This is a genomic window from Cytobacillus horneckiae (genome assembly GCF_002835735.1).
Classification (GTDB): domain Bacteria; phylum Bacillota; class Bacilli; order Bacillales; family Cytobacillaceae; genus Cytobacillus; species Cytobacillus horneckiae.
Map to the genome: position 1 here is coordinate 204,520 of NZ_PISD01000008.1, position 22,884 is coordinate 227,403.

At 37.1% G+C, this 22,884-nt stretch carries 17 protein-coding genes and 1 pseudogene; 16 read left to right on the forward strand and 2 right to left on the reverse strand.

Annotated elements, in window-relative coordinates; translation table 11 throughout:
- The first annotated feature begins 208 nt into the window (after positions 1-208).
- The 16 genes and pseudogenes from CWS20_RS04165 to CWS20_RS04245 all read left to right on the forward strand — a co-directional run bounded on the left by CWS20_RS04165 (position 209) and on the right by CWS20_RS04245 (position 20,450).
- Entirely contained in the window at positions 209-1,672 is a 1,464-nt protein-coding gene (locus CWS20_RS04165) for an ABC transporter substrate-binding protein (RefSeq protein ID WP_083957510.1), read from the forward strand.
- Positions 1,673-1,680: 8 nt separating this feature from the next.
- Complete coding sequence (gene nikB, locus CWS20_RS04170; RefSeq protein ID WP_066199901.1) at positions 1,681-2,610, forward strand: nickel ABC transporter permease; 930 nt, start codon at positions 1,681-1,683, stop codon at positions 2,608-2,610.
- A gap of 12 nt (positions 2,611-2,622) precedes the next feature.
- Positions 2,623-3,489: a nickel transporter permease gene (gene nikC, locus CWS20_RS04175; RefSeq protein ID WP_066199898.1), complete on the forward strand. Its 867-nt coding sequence runs from the start codon at positions 2,623-2,625 to the stop codon at positions 3,487-3,489.
- Complete coding sequence (locus CWS20_RS04180; RefSeq protein ID WP_066199895.1) at positions 3,452-4,174, forward strand: ATP-binding cassette domain-containing protein; 723 nt, start codon at positions 3,452-3,454, stop codon at positions 4,172-4,174. The genes nikC and CWS20_RS04180 overlap by 38 nt, the downstream gene beginning before the upstream one ends.
- Positions 4,174-4,947, forward strand: a complete 774-nt coding sequence (locus tag CWS20_RS04185; RefSeq protein ID WP_066201798.1) for an ABC transporter ATP-binding protein — start codon at positions 4,174-4,176, stop codon at positions 4,945-4,947. Before CWS20_RS04180 ends, CWS20_RS04185 begins: the two co-directional genes overlap by 1 nt.
- Positions 4,948-5,347: 400 nt before the next feature.
- Positions 5,348-5,725: an SET domain-containing protein gene (locus CWS20_RS04190; RefSeq protein WP_066201795.1), complete on the forward strand. Its 378-nt coding sequence runs from the start codon at positions 5,348-5,350 to the stop codon at positions 5,723-5,725.
- A gap of 961 nt (positions 5,726-6,686) precedes the next feature.
- Positions 6,687-8,429 (forward strand): adenine deaminase C-terminal domain-containing protein, encoded by a 1,743-nt coding sequence (locus CWS20_RS04195; protein WP_066199893.1) that lies wholly within the window; start codon positions 6,687-6,689, stop codon positions 8,427-8,429.
- Between the two features lie 176 nt (positions 8,430-8,605).
- Positions 8,606-9,088 (forward strand): DUF2975 domain-containing protein, encoded by a 483-nt coding sequence (locus tag CWS20_RS04200; RefSeq protein WP_066199890.1) that lies wholly within the window; start codon positions 8,606-8,608, stop codon positions 9,086-9,088.
- A gap of 11 nt (positions 9,089-9,099) precedes the next feature.
- Complete coding sequence (locus CWS20_RS04205) at positions 9,100-9,321, forward strand: helix-turn-helix domain-containing protein (protein ID WP_066199888.1); 222 nt, start codon at positions 9,100-9,102, stop codon at positions 9,319-9,321.
- A 381-nt stretch (positions 9,322-9,702) separates the two neighbouring features.
- A pseudogene (gene fdhF / locus CWS20_RS04210) lies at positions 9,703-12,661 on the forward strand (formate dehydrogenase subunit alpha).
- A complete protein-coding gene (locus CWS20_RS04215; protein WP_066199886.1) occupies positions 12,661-13,146 on the forward strand; it encodes a helical membrane plugin domain-containing protein in 486 nt (161 codons plus the stop codon). The pseudogene fdhF and the gene CWS20_RS04215 overlap by 1 nt, the downstream one beginning before the upstream one ends.
- A gap of 68 nt (positions 13,147-13,214) precedes the next feature.
- Positions 13,215-13,619, forward strand: a complete 405-nt coding sequence (locus CWS20_RS04220; RefSeq protein WP_066199883.1) for a phosphate-starvation-inducible PsiE family protein — start codon at positions 13,215-13,217, stop codon at positions 13,617-13,619.
- A 22-nt stretch (positions 13,620-13,641) separates the two neighbouring features.
- On the forward strand, positions 13,642-14,007 hold the full coding sequence (locus CWS20_RS04225; RefSeq protein ID WP_066199881.1) for a Na-translocating system protein MpsC family protein: 366 nt from the start codon (positions 13,642-13,644) through the stop codon (positions 14,005-14,007).
- Positions 14,008-15,157: 1,150 nt separating this feature from the next.
- Positions 15,158-15,787, forward strand: coding sequence for a C40 family peptidase (locus tag CWS20_RS04230; RefSeq protein WP_066199878.1), 630 nt, complete (start codon positions 15,158-15,160; stop codon positions 15,785-15,787).
- Between the two features lie 654 nt (positions 15,788-16,441).
- Positions 16,442-17,719 (forward strand): L-lactate MFS transporter, encoded by a 1,278-nt coding sequence (locus CWS20_RS04240; protein WP_241198636.1) that lies wholly within the window; start codon positions 16,442-16,444, stop codon positions 17,717-17,719.
- Between the two features lie 379 nt (positions 17,720-18,098).
- The gene (locus tag CWS20_RS04245; protein WP_066199873.1) at positions 18,099-20,450 is read left to right on the forward strand and encodes an FdhF/YdeP family oxidoreductase; all 2,352 of its coding nucleotides are present in this window, start codon (positions 18,099-18,101) and stop codon (positions 20,448-20,450) included.
- A gap of 378 nt (positions 20,451-20,828) precedes the next feature.
- Here the strand turns inward: CWS20_RS04245 and CWS20_RS04250 are convergent, their stop codons facing one another.
- Both CWS20_RS04250 and CWS20_RS04255 read right to left on the reverse strand, forming a co-directional pair.
- On the reverse strand, positions 20,829-22,055 hold the full coding sequence (locus tag CWS20_RS04250; RefSeq protein WP_066199870.1) for an FAD-dependent oxidoreductase: 1,227 nt from the start codon (positions 22,053-22,055) through the stop codon (positions 20,829-20,831).
- 339 nt (positions 22,056-22,394) lie between these two features.
- Positions 22,395-22,880 carry a DUF5342 family protein gene (locus CWS20_RS04255; protein WP_066199867.1) on the reverse strand — a complete coding sequence of 162 codons (486 nt, stop codon included), beginning with the start codon at positions 22,878-22,880 and terminating at the stop codon, positions 22,395-22,397.
- Positions 22,881-22,884: the final 4 nt, after the last annotated feature.

The window sequence follows — 22,884 nt, forward strand, 5'->3', positions numbered from 1 at the left end:
TGTCTCATTGTTGATATGGTGATTTTTAGTCATTCATTAACTTATTAAAAAAAGCATTTCTGACCCATATACCGGTCAGGAATGCTTTTTTATTTTTTACATAAAATTGGAGGTTTTCGATTTGGAGAAAAAAAGTCAACAAAATTACTCCTTGGTTTTCTATGTGGTTTTTTGTAGTCTTGTTTTCATTCTAGCTGGATGCTCTGGGATGGAAAAGCAAGAATCTGGAGGTGGGGCAACTGACAATAATGTAACTCTTGCTTTTCCATGGAGCCCGACCAGTCTTGATCCGCATGGAATTGATAGCTGGGAAATCATGCGTTCAGGAACAGGGGAAACATTAGTGAAATTAAATGAAGACTTGGAGCCTACTCCTTGGCTGGCAAAAGCCTGGAAACAAGAAAATGAGACAACGTGGGTCTTCCAGTTAGAGGAAAGTGTAAGTTTCCACAATGGAAAAGCAATGAATGCTGCAAGTGTGATTGAATCATTGAAGAGGTCCTTAGAAAAGGATCAAAAAGCGATAGATTTATTACAAGTAGAATCAATGGAGCCACTTTCTGAAAATGAATTAAAAATTGTTACGAAACAGCCTAATGCTGCTTTAATAGCACATTTGGCAGACCCTTCTACAATCATCGTAGATGTGTCGACTATTGAAGATAAAAACAACTATCCTGCACTTACAGGAGCATTTCAATTTAAGCAATTTAACAAAGATGAATCCCTTGTAGTTGAGAGATATAAAGATTATTGGGGAGAAAAAGCCATACTTTCAGAAATAACAATCAAATTTATACCAGATGGGAATACACGGTTAATGGCATTGCAGTCTGGGGATGTTGATGCAGCAACCGATATTTCTATTGATAATATTCCTATTTTAGAGAAGGACGAGAAATTCGCTGTATTGACGGCAGAGTCACTACGCACACATATGTTGCTTTTTAATATGCGCTCACCTCTATTTAAGGATATAGCTCTTCGGAAAGTTATTGATCAGTCCATTCCGCGTGAAAATATAGTCCAATCGATTATGTTGGAGCAAGGGACGGAAGCAAAGAGCCCATTTCCAGAAATATTACCATTCGGTAAAGTTCTAGAAAATGCACCTAATGAGACTATTGAACAATTAATGACTCAGGAAGGATGGGAAAAAAACTCAGATGAGATGTGGCAAAAGGAAGGAAAACCCTTTGAAGTGAACCTACTCACCTTTCCGCAACGACCAGAATTAACAGTAATGGCAGAAATTATTCAAAGTGAACTATTGAATGAAGGGATAAAAGCAAATATTAGCCAAGTGGAGAATATCGATGAGGCGCTAGCGAATGATGAATGGGATCTATCTATGTATAGTATGTTGACAGCACACACAGGCGATCCCCAATATTTCCTTAATATATTTTATCAATCTGATAGCGAATCAAATGTTAGTTACTATGATTCGCCAACGATTGATGGAATGATAGATGAATTAAATCGAACAAGCGAAAGCGCAAAGCGGAATCAGTTAGCTTTAAAAATACAAGAAGTTATTCATACTGATCTACCTCAGTCATTTATTGTTCATCCAAAAACAGTCTTTGCTGTAAGAAAAGAAGTCAAAGGATTTACGCCTCACCCAATAGAGTACTATTATATTCATTCCAAAATTGATGTGAATGAGTGAGATAGGATATGATACGTTTTTGTTTAGAACGTTTGGCACAATTGATTATAGTCTTCTTTTTTGTCACTACTCTTACCTTTTTACTTTTAAGGTTGGCTCCGGGCGATCCGGCGTATATATTGCTGACTACACACGATGTACCTGCTTCTGAAGAAGCATTGAATGCTTTGCGAAAAGAGCTGGGATTGGCAGAATCGTTATGGAGTCAATATTTTCAGTGGATAACAGATGCATTTACTTGGCAATGGGGAACATCTTATGTTTCGAAAGAACTTGTTGTCGAAGAGTTATTCAGGAGAATACCTGCAACTATAGAACTTGCAACCGCTGGATTGGTCGTAATGATAGCAGTTACCTTAATCATGGGAATATCAACTGCTATTTATTCGCATGGGTTACTTAATCAAGTAGGAAAGCTCATGGCTCTATTAGGATCTTCTATCCCCACATTCTGGCTTGGATTCTTATTAATTTATTTTTTTTCGGTTCAATATGGATGGCTTCCTTCGATGGGGCGCGGTACTGTAAAACATCTATTCTTACCAGCAATCACCCTTGGCTTAGGCTTGGGGTCTATGTATGCACGTGTATTACGCACCAATATGCTTGAAGTGATGAATCAGCCTTTTATAAAAGCAGCTATGGCGAGAGGGTTGTCCAAGAAACGTATTTTCATATTTCAAGTCTTTAAACACGCCTTTTTGCCTGTTGTGACGATGTTGGGTACTAGCTTTGCGTTTATGCTAGGTGGAAGTATTATTGTAGAGGAAATCTTTTCGTGGCCTGGTTTAGGGAAATATATTGTTGAGGCTATTAATATGAGAGACTATCCTGTTATACAAGGCTATGTCATGCTCACTACTTTCATATTTGTAGCTATTCATAATGTCGTTGATATGATTTATGTATGGTTAGACCCGAGATTAAGAGTTAGCTAGGGGGAGCATTTGATGAAAAAAATATCTTATTCATTAAATATAAGCATACTTTTGGGGAGTAGCTTACTGATAGCAATCGTTTTAATCGGTCTTTTCGCACCGTTGTTTTCTCCTCACGACCCTTTAGCAGTAAATCTGTCAAATAGGCTGACATTTCCTAGCTGGAACTATCCCTTTGGAACAGATCATTTAGGACGCTGTATCTTATCGCGAATTATTCATGGAATTAGGGTTAGTGTAGCATGTGCGTTTCTTATTATGATCTTTACATTCGCCATCAGCCTTCCAATTGGCTTTTTAACAGGGTATTGGCGCGGGAGGACGGACCATCTTATTATGCGATCGATTGATGGGATTCTTGCAATTCCAGAATTTGTCCTTACAATAACCATCGTAGGATTACTAGGTCCAGGATTCTTTAACATGATGATTGCCATTACTATGGTTCGCTGGACAAATTATGTTCGGCTCATTCGCAGCCTTGTTTTAAAAAGTTGTGAGGAAGACTATATACGATCAGCTCGGATGTCAGGGAACTCGCATCTGCGAATTATGAAACGTTATGTTTTTCCTGACGTTTTTCCGTCTCTATTTGTTTTTGGAGCATTGGATATGGGGAAGATTGTTCTTTTAATGGCGGGACTTTCTTTTTTAGGTTTGGGTACACAGCCGCCGACACCGGAATGGGGAGTGATGCTGCATGATGCAACCGCATATTTTCAAATTGCTCCGCATGTGATGATTTTCCCTGGTTTAGCTATATTATTTTTTGTTTTAGGCTGTCAGTTAATTAGTGAGCGGTATAGAAAATTAAATAGTGCTCCTTTAAAAGAGGTGAACGATGAGGACAACATTCATAAATCCTATATTAAGTGTTGAACAATTAGAAATTTCCTCTCATGTTATGGAAAAGCCCAGTCCTATTGTTAAGGATGTAACGTTTCAATTATATTCTGGAGAAATGCTTGCACTGACAGGCCCAAGTGGATGTGGGAAAAGCTTAACTGCGCAAGCAGTTGTTGGATTGTTAGAAAGGGAGTGCAAAGTAACGTATGGAAACATTTATTATAAAAGTGAAAACATTCTAGATTATGATGTGAAGAGCTGGCAGATGCTCAGACGTTCGGACATTGCTTTGCTTATCCAACATTCCTTAAATGGATTAAACCCTATCCGTACGGTTAAAAAACAGATGGTAGAAACAATGAATCAAAACAAGAAATGGCCGAGAAAAGAGGGAAATATTTATTTGCATTCTATTTTGCATCAAGTTGGTTTTTCAGATCCGGACGATATCTTGTCCGCGTATCCGTTTGAATTAAGTGGAGGCATGCGGCAAAGGGTATTGTTAGCGATGATGATAAGCTTAAAGCCTAAAATTTTAATTGCTGACGAACCAACCACAGCCCTTGATGTCATAAATAGAGAAAAGGTACTGACCTTATTAAAAGAGCTGCAATACAAATTTGAGATGGCCATTTTACTTATTTCTCATGATTATGAAAATATAAATAAGTATGCAGACCGTGTAATTAAGATGGATCAAGGGGGAAGCATTATTTGATGTTACTCGAATTACGAAATGTAACAAAAGAATACCCATTAAGAGCTAGGTCATTATTTAAACCAAGGCCTTGCCATACAGCTGTCAAACAAATTAATTTGCAAATAAAAAAAGGAGAATGTGTTGGATTAGTTGGTGAAAGCGGAAGCGGGAAAAGCACAATAGCAAAATTAATAATGAAAATGGAGTCCGTCACAACTGGGCAAATTATCCTCAGCGGCCACCCGATTCATGAAAGGAATATGAAAGATTTAAAGTTGTACAAGCATATACAGTTAGTATTTCAGGATTCATCTTCCTCTTTGCATCCAAAAATGAAAGTGAGGCAAATATTAGCTGAACCACTTTGTAATTATTTTTCACTAGAAAACGCTATGCTGGAAGCATCCATTCAAGAATTACTTATGCTAGTTAAACTCGACGCTTCTCTCTTAAACAGATATCCTCATCAATTAAGTGGTGGGCAAAAGCAGCGTGTATGCATTGCGAAAGCATTAGCTGTCAAACCGGAGATCATTATATTTGACGAATCAATTGCCAGCTTGGATCAGCATTCACAAATAGAAATCATAAATATGCTGAAACTTATTAAACAAAAACAAAAAATATCTTATTTATTTATTACTCATGACCTTAAATCGACACAAAAACTTTGTGATCGAGTGATGGTCATCTATCAAGGCGAGATTGTAGAAGCTTTTAGCAGCATGGACAGTCACCAATTCAGCCATCCATATACTCGCCTACTATTTCAAGATTTTGAAGCAAAATAATCATTCACTTTATACTTTTGAGGTAAGATAAAGGAGAGTGCTATATTAACAGGAGGATATATTAACGTATTATATAGGCATATAAAGCTGATAGTTGCAGTGCCTTCTGCAACCTTGTTTACTCGATTTGAAGTCTAATTTAAATTGCATTACCCAATTGTGGACTTTCGATGGTGGAAATTAGAATGTTTAAACAAAAAGCAAAAGCTTGCTTATTTCCGGAAAAATGAAAGAAATGTATAAATTATTTAAGTGTATTCTTAACAATTGAAGTTTACACGAACCAAAACGAGTCTTTTCTTTGCGATAATGATGATATATTTAATAAATAAAGTGAGCTCAAATTATAAAATAATGTTACAGTTAGAGAGAATATTTTAAAAGTGAGTAGGCGATGAATATGCTTGAGGTTAAGACATCTTTACTAAGTGATGGAAAATTCAATAGAGGGGTATTTGCTATTTGTGATTTCAAAAAAGGCGAGCTTTTACATGAAGCGCCTGTAATCTCTTATCCAAATGAACAGCATCAATATATTGAACAAACGATACTAGCTGATTATGCTTTTGAGTATGGGCTTGACCAATCTGCCATCCTTCTTGGCTATGGAATGTTGTTTAATCATTCTTATGAGCCTAATGCTACTTATGAGATTAATTTTGACAATCACACATTTGACTTCTATGCGTTCACAGATATAAAAGCCGGAGATGAAATATTAATCAATTATAATGGCGATGTTGATGACAAAGAGCGACTGTGGTTTATTCAGGATTAAAAAAGAAAAGCGTGTTTCCTAATCAAGTGTTCATAGAAATCCAAACTGGAACCAAAAATTGAGTGGGAAAAAGAAAAAAATGGTCCCAGTTATCCAAACTGGAACATTGCTTGTGCCAGACGATTACAAGGCATGTTCAAAATGCATATGTATGGATATAATTTTTCATAGATGAACCTAAATTAGTTCATTGAAATATTCAGTAAAACACCCTTTCAATTATTTGGAAGGGCATTTTTTTTACAATGGGAATTCAATTGAATCGTGTGAAAAAAGTGTGTTTGGTGTTATTTTTTGTAAAAGGAGGTTAGTTAAACAATAAATTCGTTAAACTAACCAGTTTCTTCATTCATGTAATCGGAAAGGATTTTTAATCCTTAGTTAGATCTTCTAATGAGCTAGTAGAAGACAGTGCAATACGAAGGAATTTATCAGATATAGTTTTTCCGCTTAAAAAACGATTAGAGTGTTTGTAAAGGTCAGTCTCAATCTCAACTTCTTATAGGGTACCATCGATAGAAACTCCAAGGGTGTCCGAATATATCTGTAAGTAAATATTTATTGGAAATTTTGTTGGTTAATTCTGTAAGCTCTTGAAAATGATCCTTATGCCCGTTCACTAGGGATAGAATTAACTAGTTTTGAAGCTGGTTGCACTAGGCAACCATATGGTAAATGCTTATGGCACTGTGCATTAGCTGACCATGCTTGTAATGCTTATGGTAAAATCTCATTAGGACTTTCAACTACTATCCAATTTATTGAATCTGCGAAGCCTAGAGTTTCAATTATAGCTAAAGCTACATAAGAGGAATTTCAGAACAGGTTACTATTGTATGACCTTTTTCAAAGATAAAAACTTGATTGCATCAATAGATGCGATCACTTATAGGAAGACTCAATAACTCTATGAAAAAGGAGAAAAATAAAGTATTGATTATCAATAGTGGGAGGGTTTTAATTGCATAATCGAAGATGGAGCAATGAACAGCTAAGAACACAAGTTGAAGTAGTTAACGGTACAATAAAGCCCCATATTATATTAAAAAAGGCAACTTATCTAAATACCTATTTGCACCAATGGCTAAAAGCTCACATTTGGATTTATGAGGACCGAATTGTGTATGTGGGAGAAAACCTCCCAGATGATTTAACTGGCATTGAGATTATAGATTGTAAAAATCAATATGTAGTACCAGGATATATCGAACCTCACTGTCATCCTTACCAATTATATAATCCTGTTACTTTTGCTGAACATGGGGGACAGTTCGGTACAACTACTTTCATTAATGATAATTTAACTCTTTTCCTTGAACTATCAACACCACAAGCATTTAAATTAATAGATGAATTGAAAGATATTCCCTCAAGTTTATATTGGTGGTGTCGCTTTGATAGCCAAACAGATTTGCCTAATAATGATAATATTTTTAATAGTGACGATGTGCTTGCTTGGTTAAATAATGAAAATGTTATACAAGGTGGAGAATTAACAGCTTGGCCGAAGTTATTAAATGGAGATAATACCATGTTGTCATGGGTTCAAGAAACAAAGTCTCTACACAAAAAAGTCGAAGGTCACTTTCCGGGTGCATCTGAACGAACGCTTGCAAAGATGATGCTATTAGGCACTGATTGTGACCATGAAGCGATGACCGGGAAGGAAGCGCTCACCCGTCTAACACAAGGTTATACTGTATCATTAAGACAATCTTCTATTAGGCCAGACTTGGAAGAAATACTAAAAGAATTAATAGAATTGAATGTGGAACGATTTGATAGGTTCTTCTTTACAACAGATGGATCGCATCCATACTTTTTTGAACAAGGAATGACTGATGAATTAATTCGGATCGCCATAAAGAGCGGTATCCCGATACCTGAGGCATATAATATGGCTAGCTATAATATTGCTAAGTATTATGATATCGAACATTTACATGGATCTATCGCAACAGGCAGAATTGCAAATATAAATTTTCTAACAAGCAAAGAGAACCCTACTCCTTGGAGTGTACTATCTAAAGGTGAATGGATCAAAAAAGAAGGTGAGGACCTTAGAAAATTTCAGCCAATTGATTGGGAAAGGCATGGTATTTCTAAGATTAAGCTAAATTGGCAATTAGAAGAGAAGGATATAACTTTAATAGAACCGATAGGAATCCAGTTAATGAATAATGTCATTACCAAAACTTATGAGAGCCGACTTGATCTAAATAGCTCGCAAATTCATTCAGACTCTGATGAATGTTACCTAATGATGATAGCTAAAGATGGATCTTGGAGAGTAAACACATTAGTTAAAGGATTTGCAAATCAAATAGGCGGGTTTGCTAGTTCTTATTCTGGAACGGGAGACATTTTAATTATTGGAAAAAATAAATCAGACATGATACAAGCATTTCAAAGGGTAAAAGAGTTGGGTGGCGGGATCGTATTGGTTGAAAATGATACAATCATCCACGAAATGGAATTACCGTTATCTGGAATTATGTCTAAAAAAGATATGCATTCATTAATCCAAGAAGAGGTGCATTTGAAAAATTTATTAAAAGAAAGGGGATTTAGCTATAATGATCCCTCGTTTACTTTATTATTTTTCTCTGCAACTCATTTACCTTTTATAAGGATAACGCCTAGCGGACTCATTGATGTCAAAGCAAATAAAGTACTTTTGTCACCGACTGCGAGAAATATTTAGTAGGATATAGAAGCAACTGAGGGCATTTTTTCATTAGGAAGAAATGCCATTCTTATGTAAAAAAATGACTTAAACAAATCAATAATAATATATTAAAAGAGAATAATGATTTATTGATATTCAATAAATAGTGTATTAAAATCAAATTACTAATATTATTAATTGAGGTGCTTTTTATGAAACAGGGAACGACATTATTTTTAAAAATAGCTGTTCTTCTTATCGGCGCTCCCGTTCTTGCAATATGTATATTTGGATTGCCTATGATAGCTAAAGGAGCAGCGGAAAGTAATTCGGAGTTCGCTTATGCACTATATGGCATTTTAATAGTTATGTATGTATCAGTGCTCCCGTTTTTCGCTGCTTTGTATCAAGCTTTTAAACTTTTGAGTTATATTGACAAGAACAAAGCGTTCTCGGAAATATCTGTAAAAGCTTTAAAGATTATTAAATATTGTGCAATCACAATCAGTGCCCTATATGTGGTTAGTATGCCATTCTTCTATATTTTTGCTGAGATAGATGATGCACCTGGCGTCATATTAATTGGAATGCTCATTATTTTTGCTGCAATGGTTATCGCAGTCTTTGCTGCTGTTCTCCAAAGACTATTGCAAGAAGCAATCAATATAAAATCAGAAAATGATTTAACGGTCTGAGGTGAAAAATAATGGCGATTATAATCAATATTGATGTGATGTTGGCTAAAAGAAAAATGAGTGTAACAGAACTTTCGGAGAGGGTTGGAATAACAATGGCTAATCTTTCTATTTTGAAGAATGGAAAGGCAAAGGCAATTAGACTTTCAACATTAGATGCAATTTGTAAGGCTTTAGAATGTCAGCCTGGAGACATTTTAGAATACAAAAGTGAAGAAGACACGCAAGAATAAACAATAAAAAACGATGCAGCGGTATCAAATCGCGAATATTAACGAAAAGCTATCCTTCCATAAAGTGAAGCAAAACACTGCCATTGCTTTGTTGAAAGACAGGACTGATGGCATAAGAAATAATCAATGGAGGGGTTGCTAATTGGAAATAGTTATTGATATTAACCATTATAAGCACTATAATTAGTGTATAAAAGTTCATGGATGTATAAGTAATGTGAGATTGCCTATCTCTATGTCTTTTTTATATTTTTAATGGTGAGATGGATAACTAGTAGGATAAACTGCTTAGATATTAGCCCGCCATAAAATAGTTTGTGCAAAGTCGTATGCACACTATTTTATGGCGGGCTTTTTATTTTGGAAAAAGGAGAGTTGACATTGTCTGAATTAGTGAGAGTGAAGATAAATGGAGAAGAACATGAAGTAGAAAAGGGCATTCGCATTCTCGATTTTCTTTTGCGTCAAGGAATAGAGCACCCCCATATTTGTTATTCAGAAGTATTAGGCCCAATACAAACATGTGATACTTGCATGTGTGAGGTAGATGGGAAAATTATAAGAGCCTGCTCTACGGTAATGGAGGAAGGAATGAATATAATGACTTCCTCAGAACGATCCATAACTGCACAAACAGAAGCAATGGACCGGATTTTGGAGAATCACTTACTTTATTGTACGGTTTGCGACAATAATAACGGGAATTGCCGTGTGCATAATACAGCGGAATTGTTAGAAGTTGAACATCAAACTCGTCCATTCCGAGAAAAAGGATATGAAGTAGATATGTCACATCCTTTTTACCGCTACGATCCGAATCAATGTATTCTTTGTGGGCGTTGTGTAGAAGTATGCCAAGATTTACAGGTTAATGAAACATTAACGATTGATTGGGAAAGAGAGATTCCACGTGTCATGTGGGATAATGGCTTATCCATTAATGAATCTTCCTGTGTATCTTGCGGACAATGTGCAACAGTTTGTCCTTGTAACGCACTAATGGAGAAATCGATGCTTGGAGAAGCCGGATTTATGACGGCCATTTCAAAAGATTTATTAAACCCTATGGTTGAGCTTATTAAAGAAGTCGAACCAGACTATAAGACCATTTTTGCATTATCTGAGGTAGAGGCGGCAATGCGGGAGACTCGTACGAAAAAAACCAAAACAGTTTGTACATTTTGTGGAGTAGGATGTTCATTTGAAGTATGGACAAAAGGACGGGAAATCTTAAAAATCGAACCCACTGAAAATGGACCTGTAAACAGCGTTTCTACTTGTGTTAAAGGAAAGTTTGGATGGGATTTTGTTAATAGTGAGCAACGACTAACAACCCCTTTAATCAGAAAAGGGGATGAGTTCGTCCCTGCAACTTGGGATGAAGCCATGACATTGATTGCAGAAAAAATGAGCACGATTAAACAATCCTATGGTGGGCATGGAATAGGCTTTGTAAGCTCTTCTAAAACAACGAACGAAGATTCATATCTGATGCAAAAATTAGCTCGTCAAGTATTTGAATCAAACAACATTGACAACTGTTCAAGATACTGTCAGTCACCTGCCACAGATGGACTGCTTGCGACAGTTGGACACGGAGGTGACTCCGGTACAATTAAAGATATTGCCAATGCAGGTCTTGTTATCATTATTGGTGCCAACCCAACGGAAGGTCATCCCGTACTAGCGACTCGGGTAAAGCGCGCACAGAAATTAAACGGCCAAAAATTAATTGTTTCCGATCTTCGAAAACATGAAATGGCGGAGCGTTCCGATTTGTTTTTACATCCAAAACAGGGGACCGATTATGTATGGATAACGGCTATTGCCAAATATATCATCGATCAGGGATGGCATGAAGAAAAATTCATTGAAAAACGTGTAAATCAATATAGTGAATATCTAAATCTACTTGAGAAATACACACTTGAATATGCAGAGGAAGCAACTGGTCTATCAAAAGAGCAACTAATTGAAACGGCCAGAATGATTCACGAAGCAGATGGAACATGTATTTTATGGGGGATGGGTGTCACTCAAAATATTGCTGGATCCCATACTTCAGCAGCTATTGCTAACCTTCTACTAATAACAGGAAACTTTGGCCGCCCTGGTGCAGGCGCATATCCTCTTCGCGGCCATAACAATGTTCAAGGGTCCTGTGATATGGGTACCCTTCCGCAATGGCTTCCAGGTAATCAACGATTATCAGACGATAAAGCTCGTGCAAAGTTTGAAAAAGCATACGGGGTAAAAATTTCTGATAAGCCAGGGCTAACAAACATCGAAATGTTAGAAGCAGTGGAGAAAGACGAATTGAAAGCAATGTATTTAATGGGTGAGGATATGGCATGGGTTGATTCAAACTCAAACCATGTACATGATACGCTCAGTAAACTAGAAATTTTTTGTCGTCCAGGATGTGTTCTTAACCAAAACTGCACAATTTGCAGATGTTGTCTTACCAGCAGCACCGTCACTTGAGAAAGATGGTACCTTTACAAATACGGAGCGGCGTATTCAACGGCTTTATCGTGCGCTTGATCCATTAGGCGAATCCAAACCAGATTGGTGGATCATTCAACAAATTGCGCAATATATGGGTGCTAATTGGGACTATGATCATCCAAGCGAAATAATGGAAGAGATTGCAAGTTTATCTCCGATTTTTGCAGGTGTATCGTATGAAAGGCTTGAAGGATGGAATAGTTTAATTTGGCCAGTACAAAAAGATGGTACTGATGAGCCGCTTCTTTATACTAAATATTTTAACTTTCCAGATGGTAAAGCTCGTTTTTCTCTTGAAGAATATGTTCCGCCTATTGAGTTTGCAGATGAATTTGACCTTATTTTGAATAATGGACGGCTTTTAGAGCATTTCCATGAAGGAAATATGACTAATAAATCAAAGGGAATTCAATATAAATTACCTGAAGTATTTGTAGAAGTTTCACTGGAACTTTCCCGAGAGCGTGGTATCAAAGACGGTTCTCTCGTTCGTCTTATGTCACCCTATGGTGCTATTAAACTCAGCGCAGTAGTAACAGATCGGGTACGGGGAAAGGAATTATACGTACCAATGCACTCAGTAAGTCATGAAAATGCTATCAATCTACTAACTGGAAGTGTCGGTGATGTTCGGACACAAACACCTGCGTATAAACAAACGAAAGTAAGAATGGAATTAATAAATGTAAAAGGTAATAATCCACTTCCTATTCATAATCCTCGGTATGCCAAGCGAAATCCACAGCTAGGTGTACAGATGGAGCGTAAATGGGCACGAAATGATTATATCCCAATTGCAGATATGAATGAAAACTCAAGGAGGACGAAGTAATGGCTGAACCGATATGTAAAGTTGCTGAGCCTATTTTGAATGAAGATGAAATTCAAAACCAAGTTCTTGAGAAAGTTTTACAGGATATTACTAAAAACGTTGATGGCATTCAAGAAACAATTAAATTACTTCAAGAGCTCCACGAGAGTGGAATTCTTGAAGCTGTTAATAGTTTGATAGAAGCCAAAGAGCAAATCGCTAAAATTGTGGTGGGTCAAAGTTTACGTCCTCCTGTCACAAATGCAATTAATAATGCAATGGCTACAGCTGGAATATTGACAGAAGTCAATCCTGAAACAACGAAGAAAATGACAGATAGTCTATCTAAAGGGCTTCAAAAAGCCGAGGAGGGAATTCAACTAAATAAAAAAGTAGGTTTATTTGATCTGTTAAAACTAATGAAAGACCCTGATGTTAACCGTGCAATGAGATTTGGTATAGACTTTTTGAAAGGTTTAGGAGAAGGAATGAAGGTAAAGGAGTAAACTTCAAAAGTAAGTTCCATTGCATAAAAAAGTTGGTTTAGAAGATAAATTTATAAAGGAGGGGAGCAATGTCAGCAATATATAAATTAAAAAAAGGAAAATGGGTATTGAAATTTTATCAAAATATATTAAATTTATCCTTAATTATTCTTAGCTGTGTTCTTATATTCTTTCTATTTAGAGAACTTTTCAATATAGTAAAAGACGCGTTTATTGGAAATAATGATGTACATGATATCCTCGGTAGGGTTTTAGTATTTTTCTTGTATTTTGGATTTATTACAATGATTGTTGACTATTTTAAGGAAAATTATCATTTTCCTATAAAGAATCTTCTCTATATTGGAATTACAGCAACCATTCGTTTTATCATTGTTAACAATGAACATCCGATACAAAATTTATGGTTATCTTTAGTAGTATTAGTCCTTATGATTAGTTATTTTTTACCAAATAAAAGGTTGGAAGTTTAATCTACAAAAGGGGAAAAACTTAATGACAATAGAACATCAATTCAATATGCTAGTCCGAGAAATACGTAAAGAGTGTGTTGGGAATGGACCAAGAGAAATCACCACTCGGTTTGTAGGTCCCTGGGCGATTAGTGAAATGAAAGGGAATCTGACAAATATAGAAAAGTTTATGATTGAATCAAAAAAAGGACATCAGGTGGTCCATGAAGCAAGGACCACATTAGTAAAAGAAATATATAATGACATTGAAAAAGTGAAAAAGCTCGAGGACTTGGTTCAGGCAAAACTTGTTAGTATTTTTGCTGATATCAATATTGATTCGGATATTGCAATGACAATTTATGTTTTTGACAAACCTATTATTGTAAATAGAGAAAATAAAAATTAATCCAATCTTGTTACTGAAAGAACAAGAGAATTTTTAGCTAGTATAAAAAGAATCCACATTTTATATACAGCATGATTAGGTTTCAGTCCAAACAAAACGGGATGCAACCGATGAAATATTGTGTTTCTCTATTTCGAAATTGTAACAGCTGGTCGTCCTCTAGTATTTTCTTCGTTTATCCTAGCAAAGGGGACAATGGACATAAACTGAAAGAGCTACTACAAAAATCACATAATATACTTTAAGTATTAACTATTTATTTTTGCAAAATGAGAAAAAATTCATCAAAGATATTTGAACAACTCTGTTACTATTCAACCATACTTTGCGGCTTTATTATGTTGTTTACAGACCCATAGCGCGGCTGTCGCAAGCAGCATAATTCAGTTAATTAACTGGTTTCTGAACTGGATGCTGCTTGTTTGTGTAGTCGTGGTGAAAATATTAAGATATAATTTTGTTAAAATATTATTAGCAACATGAAAAATTTGGGTTATAATTTAACTATGATAAATGAATTAGACTGAGGGACAATAGTTAAAACTTCTTTTGAAGATATGCGGAATGAAGAAAAAGTTCCAATTACAATCACATTTACAAAACCACAATCTATAATTATCGTTTTATGCTGGGTATACAATGATTATAAATGCCACCAAAGCAATCGCACTAATTGACAGTTGGGGAATTTTATTTAATGGTGAAAAGAGCAAATTATCGAAGTAATTATACATCGTGTTAACGACCGATAATCTCTCATACTCACATGATTCTACTACGCTAAATACCTTGATAATTTCATGGTTACAATGAGCGATGTTCTGACAATGCTTTATTACGATGATGCAAGGCGCAAGGGTGACAGTTTGGAGATAGATTAAAGTACAAAAATGAAGAGAATATATTCAGAGTGCCTTCGAAAGGTGAAAATAAAAAAATTTAGTTGGATTTGTAGAGGTGTCCGCTCGACGCTCGCCTCGCGGAAAGCTCGGAAAATCCCAAACCTCATCATTTTAATTTTGGAATGAGTTTCTCTACAGCCTGAATGTATTGTTTATTAGTTAAAAACATTTCATAAGTAATATGAATAAAGTGACAATCGCTGGATGGTGAGTTTTTAATAGAGAAAACAGGAGAAGCGATAATAGAGATGAAAAATAAAACGATCTATGTTTTATTAACAGATACAAATACATTATTTACTAAAATGATCAAATGCTATACAAAAGCACCTTATAATCATGTTTCTATCGTTTTTGACGAAAAGCTTAATGAAATTTATAGCTTTGGAAGAAAATATCCGAGAAATCCACTGATTGCGGGTTTTATTAGAGAAGACGTCTATTTCGGAACTTACCGTTATTTTCACAACACAAAATGCTTATTTTTAAAGATTGAAGTTTCAACAAGGGAATACAATCGTATTAGAAATATTATCAAAACCTTTAACAATAATAGGAATATATATTCATATAATTTATTGGGACTCTTAGGTGTAGCTATCCAACACCCAATCAATAAAAGAAATAAATACTTTTGTTCGCAATTTGTTGCGGAAATTTTTGAAAAATGCGGCTTGAATTTATGGGATATTACACCTGCGCTTATTACACCTAATGACTTTTTTATGCATCCTTCCTTCGAAATTGTTTATGAAGGAAGATTGTATGATTATCCGTTATTGGACGATGCTATGCTGTCGATGCGAGCGACCGGTTTTAAACATGGGGTTTTTCCTTCTTTAGAGCTTATTAAAAGGAAACTTTATTTTTTATTTTAGCAATTGCACACTATGAAGTAATTAAGCCTAATTTCTCAATTCTACACAGTGAAATTAGGCTTTTTTTGATTTCGATGATACCACATATCCAATAACAAAAATTTATTGATTCCTAATCAATAATAATTAATAAACAAAGCATGGCAAAGAAACCCGTTAAAAAACTTGCAGCTTGTTTTCATTCCCCCCTTTTGTTTACACCCCAAACTAATGAATGATTATATACATAAACAACCAGTTCATTTCTATAACCATGTTCGTTATTTAACAAAAAACCTTGAAACAAAGTCACTGATTTATCGTAAATCAACTTGCAGTAAAAGCCCGATTGGTTCAACTAACAATCAGTGGGGGATGAAGGAAAAAACCACTACTGAATGAAGTTTCACTTTATATGCAGGAATTATTGCCATTCGTTCTCAAAGTCAATAACGATAAAAAATTGTGGACCTGCAGGTAGAAAATAATAGAAATGTATACGTTTTTATGATAGTATAATTTAAAATCTCAATATTCTAAAAATAATGAATATACAACCTTCTTGCTTCTCCTGAGCACTTGTGTTTTACGAGAGATTAACCACTGCATTTCCCTTTAATTTTAAAGGTCATTCTTGTGGTTTTTAATAAAATGAATAAAAAGGAGTTGGGAAATTTGCAGAAGAAGCAGAAGAAGACAAAGAACCGCTGGCTTATCGCAGCTTCGGCAGTGGGCGTCCATATCTCGATTGGTTCAGCCTATGCGTGGAGTGTATTCACGAAACCAATGGTTAGTACGTATGGTTGGGAACAAACGCAAGTATCACTAGCTTTTAGTATTGCTATTTTTATGCTCGGCATGTCTGCAGCCTTTATGGGGCGTTTTGTAGAAAAGCAAGGTCCGAGAAGATCTGCTATGTTGGCTGCAACCTTTTTTGGGGTCGGTGTAGCTGGGTCAGGACTCGCCACAGCATTGGAGTCCTTATTTATGCTGTATTTGTTTTACGGGATCATTGGAGGAATCGGTCTGGGTATAGGTTATATTGCTCCGGTTTCTACTCTTGTCAAATGGTTTCCTGACCGGCGGGGATTGGCAACTGGAATGGCAATTATGGGATTTGGATTTGCCGCATTGCTGAGCGGTCCGGCCGCCGAGTACTTAATTGGGGCTGTTGGGATTTCGACTACATTTTTCATATTGGGTGCGATTTACTTTATTGTTATGTTTGCTGCTTCTCAGTATCTTGCTCCTCCACCTGAAGGCTGGGTACCTGAAGGATTTAATGAGCAGGAGAAATTAGGTGAAAAGAAAAATCGCGGAGACCTTTCCCAGCTGACGGCGAACGAGGCAGTAAAGACAAAGCGTTTTTGGATGCTTTGGACGATGCTATTCCTTAATGTTACCTGCGGCATTGCTGTAATCTCTGTCGCCTCTCCAATGGCTCAGCAGATTGCCGGTTTGACTCCGGTTGCGGCTGCAACGATGGTTGGGTTAATGGGGCTGTTTAACGGAGTGGGACGAATTGGATGGGCAACACTTTCCGATTATATTGGACGGCCTAATGTGTATATCGCGTTTTTCGTAATTCAAGTAGCAGCTTTTTTCTTGCTTCCAAGTTTAACAAGCGCAATACTTTTTCAAGTTTTTGTGTTTGCAATTCTGACTTGTTACGGCGGTGGATTTGCATCAATACCAGCATACATCGGAGACATCTTTGGCACTAAACAACTTGGCGCAATACACGGCTATATTTTAACTGCATGGGCGATGGCAGGTGTTGTTGGACCAATCTTATTGTCAAGGATATATGATGCAACCGGCAGCTACAACGTCACGATGTATATCTTTGGTGTCATGTTTTTGATCGCTCTTGCTTTATCATTTTTAATTAAGATGGAGATTAAAAAGCTGCATGAACATCAAGAGCAACACAGCGCCAGTGCTGTAAATTAAGTCGTTCGAAATAAAATGCAATCTCATTCTCCGGTTGGAATTTGAGTGGAATAATGTTTTAGACGGATGAGAATCCATGAAATGGAAGGGAATATGATTTTCGTTGAGTATTTCTTGCTTGTGCAGTAGAAGGATATGCCACAATCAGTAACGAGTGAAAAGACTAAGGAAATACACAGAAAAAACACTTCTTAGAAATGAAAAATTTTTAGATTCCAAATATGGCAAACTCACATATTGATATTGGAATCAAAAAAAGCGTACAAAATGTGTATTTTTGTATTTGAGAAAAATGATCATCTTTTGTAAACAAGAGTGCAAAAAGTTGTACGGTAGTTTTTCATTTGCGAAATTCAACTGCTACATAAGGAGGATTCTAATGGGGGAAACAAAGCATACCGGTCCAATGAAATTACCAAAACTCCCTGAACCGAAATTTTGGGTGAGTTCAATTCCTTTTGGCTTAGGGAAAATTAAACCGAAGCATATTCGGGATACGATGAAAGTTGCTTGGGACAATCGCGATAATCTTGGTTATGCAAGCCGTATCTTAACACAAGGTGTATGTGATGGATGTGCACTCGGGGTATCTGGCTTGTACGATCAAACGCTTTCTGGTCCGCACCTTTGCACAACCCGTTTAAATGTTCTTCGGTTGAATACAATGCCCGCGATGGAACCTGACATCATTCACTCTGATATTGATGAGTTAAGAAAGAAAAGCAGTACAGAACTGAGGAATTTAGGTAGAATACCTTATCCGTTGATCAGAAAGCCGGGAGAAAGAAAATTCCGTCGTCTCTCTTGGGATGAAGCACTAGACAAGATTGCTGCAAAAATGAAAAGGCTTGATCCGAAGCAATATGCATTTTACTTAACATCTCGTGGAACTACGAATGAGTCTTATTACGTAGCCGGAAAGACGGCTCGCTTTCTTGGAACAAATAACGTTGACAATGCTTCACGGATTTGCCATTCACCATCTAAAACAGCGTTAAGCCGATCGCTCGGAATCGGCGCATCAAGCTGTAACTACAAAGACTGGATTGGTACAGATGTCCTGATCTTTTGGGGATCGGTTGCTGCAAACAACCAGCCTGTTTCTACGAAGTACATGTATGCAGCAAAACGGAAGGGGACTAAAATCATCATCATTAACCCGTATTATGAGCCGTCCATGGATAACTACTGGATTCCCTCTATTCCAGAATCGGCACTGTTTGGTACGAAAATTGCTGATGAAGTGTTTCAAGTGAATATCGGTGGTGACATCGGTTTCATGCACGGAATTATGAAGCACTGGTTTGAAATGGAAGATCAACAGCGTGGCTCTGCGATCGATCATACATTTGTAAAAACGCATGTGAATAACTACGACGAATTAAAGGAGAAAGTGCAGCAATATGATTGGGGGCAGCTTGAACAATCTTCTGGGTTGTCGAGGGGAAGAATGGTTGAGCTGGCACAGCTACTTGCAAAATCGAAATCAGCCGTGTTTGTCTGGTCAATGGGATTGACACAGCACCGTTTTGGGACGGATAATGTTTCCCAAATTGCAAATCTTGCTTTGCTTCGAGGCTTTATTGGCAGAGAGAATTGTGGTGTGATGCCAATTCGCGGTCACTCGGGCGTACAAGGAGCCGGGGAAATGGGAGCAGACCCTTTCAGTCTTCCAGGAGGAGGATATAATGAAACCAATGTGAAGCGTATCGAAAATATCTGGGGATTTGACCTTCCTGATTGGCAGGGGGACATTGTAGGGACCACCTTGGAAAACACGTTGCTCCCGAATGATCATGAAAGAAAGTTAAAGCTATATTATATGTCAGGTGGGAATTTCCTCGAAACGATGCCTGATCCTGTTTTTGTAAAACAGTGCTTGGAGAGTATGGATATGCGCGTTCATCAGGACATAATCTTCAATACGTCAACATTTGTAGATGCGAAAGAAGCAGTGATTGTGTTGCCTGCGATGACGCGATATGAACAACCAGGAGGAGGCACGTCTACATCAACTGAGCGCATGGTGTACTTTTCTCCTGAAATCAATGGGCCGCGAATGAAGGAAGCCCGAGCAGAATGGGAGATTTACGTAGATCTTGCCAGCCGTGTTAAGCCTGAAGAAAAACATCTGCTTGCATTCGAAGATGCGCAGTCGATTCGTGACGAAATCGCAACAGCAGCTCCAAACTATGACGGGATTCAACACTTGAAGAAGAAGGGGGACGTCTTTCAGTGGGGAGGAGCCTGGCTTTGCGAGGGTGGTGTTTGTCCCACTCCTGATGGAAAAGGGAATCTGATTTCTATCGAATTGCCTGAACTGCGTAAACCGGTAGGCTATTTTTACGTGACCACGCGCAGGGGTAAGCAATTTAATTCAATGGTGTATCATAAAACGGATCCTTTTAATGCAGCTGACCGTCATGATGTGCTGATGAATAGGGAAGATGCAGAGTCTCTTGGTATTAAAGATAGGGAAGCGGTGGTTGTCTACAATAAATTTGGAACCTTTCACGGAAAAGCAAAATTTGTTAATGTGAAATCAGGAAACATAGAGGTTCACTGGCCAGAGGGGAACCAGTTGATTCCGAAAGGGGTTTATGAGAAGTTTTCAGGAATTCCAGAGTATAACACGGAAGTCGTTGTAGAGAAAGCGGAAACGTACCATGCTCATAAAGATACAAAATACGTTGAGAAACGGATTGAAGAGCTGGAAACCGAAATCAGCTGATTTTAAAAATAGAGGATTATTTAAATGCGAAGAATAATCTTTGACGCAGGAAGAGTATGAAACCGCCGTAAAATTTGAATGGCAACTATATTATAAGGTAAGATACTCGCGACCAGCCCCAAGCATTTTTGGTTAATTTTCAAAAGACTTCACCTTTCGCTAATAGGTTGGAATCATATGAACTAAGTAGGTGAAAAAAGGTTTGACTTAAGTAAAGGTTCCAACACAAATGAACGACATCTCTATAAAAGCTGATTCCCTTAGAATAGGAGAATCAGCTTTTATTTTACTTATTTTCATAGTATGGCTTTTTTATTAGTCGTACCATCAATTTCAACTTTGGAAGTATTTATTTATTCTTCACGCCAAAGGAACAGCCTAGTTGTTCCTAAGTTGCTCTTTAATTTTTAGCACATTATTGATAGCAGGAAGAAAAATAGACATCGCAAATTTTCTCATCAATTCATTTGTAAATCGACGTTGCCAAAATAATGGTGGTCGTGCTTCTGCAACAGCTTTGGGAGCATACTTAAGCATTTCTTCTTGATACGCTTGTAGCGCAGCAGCTGAGTCAATATTTTGTGTCAGCTTTTCCGCTAAATTTACAGCATCAATAATTGCGGTACTAGCACCTAACCCACTAGTTGGCGGCATTGGATGCACGGCGTCTCCAATTAATGTTATCTTGTTATGTTCCCACGAAGATAAATTATTTGGAAACCAAAATTGAAAGGATGCTGTCCCTTCTTTAACGGAGCACTTAATAAGATCATGAAACCCTTGATCCCAATTTTTCAATAATTTGCATGATTCTTCCTCAAGCTGATCGGAATTTAATACTTTTGGGTCGGTACGAAATGATTCATTCAATGCAGCTACTGACCAGATAATATAGGGTTGTTCAATTATATCTAAGGATTTTACAAATTCATTTTCAACCGCCAAATGATTGGGATCATGCACAGTTAAAAACATTCCGATTCCTCTTGGTCCAACTGCAAATCCGGGACCTTTAAATAAGTCTTTGTAGAGAGTTGATCTAAATCGATTTGTTAATATCGTTTTCCCTGCAATCCCTGTCACTCCAGCGCTTTTTGCTGTCTCGCTCCCTAATAACTTTCGCGCTACTGCAGAATGCACCCCATCCGCTCCCACTAAGATATCTACTTTTTCACTCTGCACGTTGGAAAAATGGAGTAATACACCAGAGTCTATTTCTTCATAGTGTGTAAACTGTGTACCCCAACGAATGATGTTTTCCAAATCAACAGCTAATATTTTTCGTAAGGGCACCCTCCCTATCATTAGAAGGTCTTCTTCGTCTGTTTGACGAAAACGCAACTTTGTTTTTCCGTGATGGTCCAGAATTGAAAATTGCTTAAATGATTCCGGTCCAGTACCGCTCATCCTAAGTGCTTGTTCAATTCTCGCTTGCAAACCTTTGCGAATGGATTTTAGCGCTTCTTCGCTAAGATGTAACCGATACCCGCCTGTTTTTGCAGGGAATGGATCACGATCAAACACGACCACTTCTATATTCTGAATACAAAGAGCTTGAGCCAAAGTGAGTCCACCTATTCCTGCACCAATTATACCCACCCGCACGTACATTCCTCCATAATTAAACTATTCACTGTCATTTATTTTTATTGTATTGCTTTAATAAAATTCTATGTCAATTTCGTATTATTAAATTGCGGCGTATTCATGTTATGACTACTGAACGAGCTCGCCGTTACTTAATAATTTGGCCCGATTGCGGAATGGAGTAATTGGAGCTTTTAACTTTACAATTTTTTATGTGGAAAATAAAAACGAATTATTTTAACGATGAAAAAAGACGACTCTTCATCCAAAATGAATGTGAGCCGTCTTTACATTACACTAGGAAAATAATATTTTCATCAGCCTATCAAACAGTTAGCCTCGGGTTTTAATAGTCTATTATTTCACATTATTTTCTTTACTATTTTTCGTTGCTTTTGCTACGTTTTCATGTATTTCTGATTCAATGGCCTGGACATGGGGAGTATCAAGCTTTTGTTTCGGCTGAGGATGGAACCATTGGATTTCACCTTTGTGTATAAAGCCTTTGTATTCTTCTCCGTGAACTTGCAGAGTGAATTGCTGACGCTCGTGTATTCTTTCTTCAAATGCTTGCTTTAATTCAAAATTTTTAATTCCGCTTGAAATACCATACTGTCCCATTAATTTGTGTATGGTCGCTTCAATTGCGTCAACTTTACTTTCACCTATCATTTGTTTTGGGTGAGGGTGGAGCCATTGAATCTCATCCTCATGGTAATGCCCCTTAAACTCATCACCTTGAACATTAAAAGTGAATGCGTACCGCTGATGAACACGATTCTCGAACACCGTTTCAACCTCAAAATCTTCAAGTATGGGTTTTGCATTCTTATCTTTAGACATACTT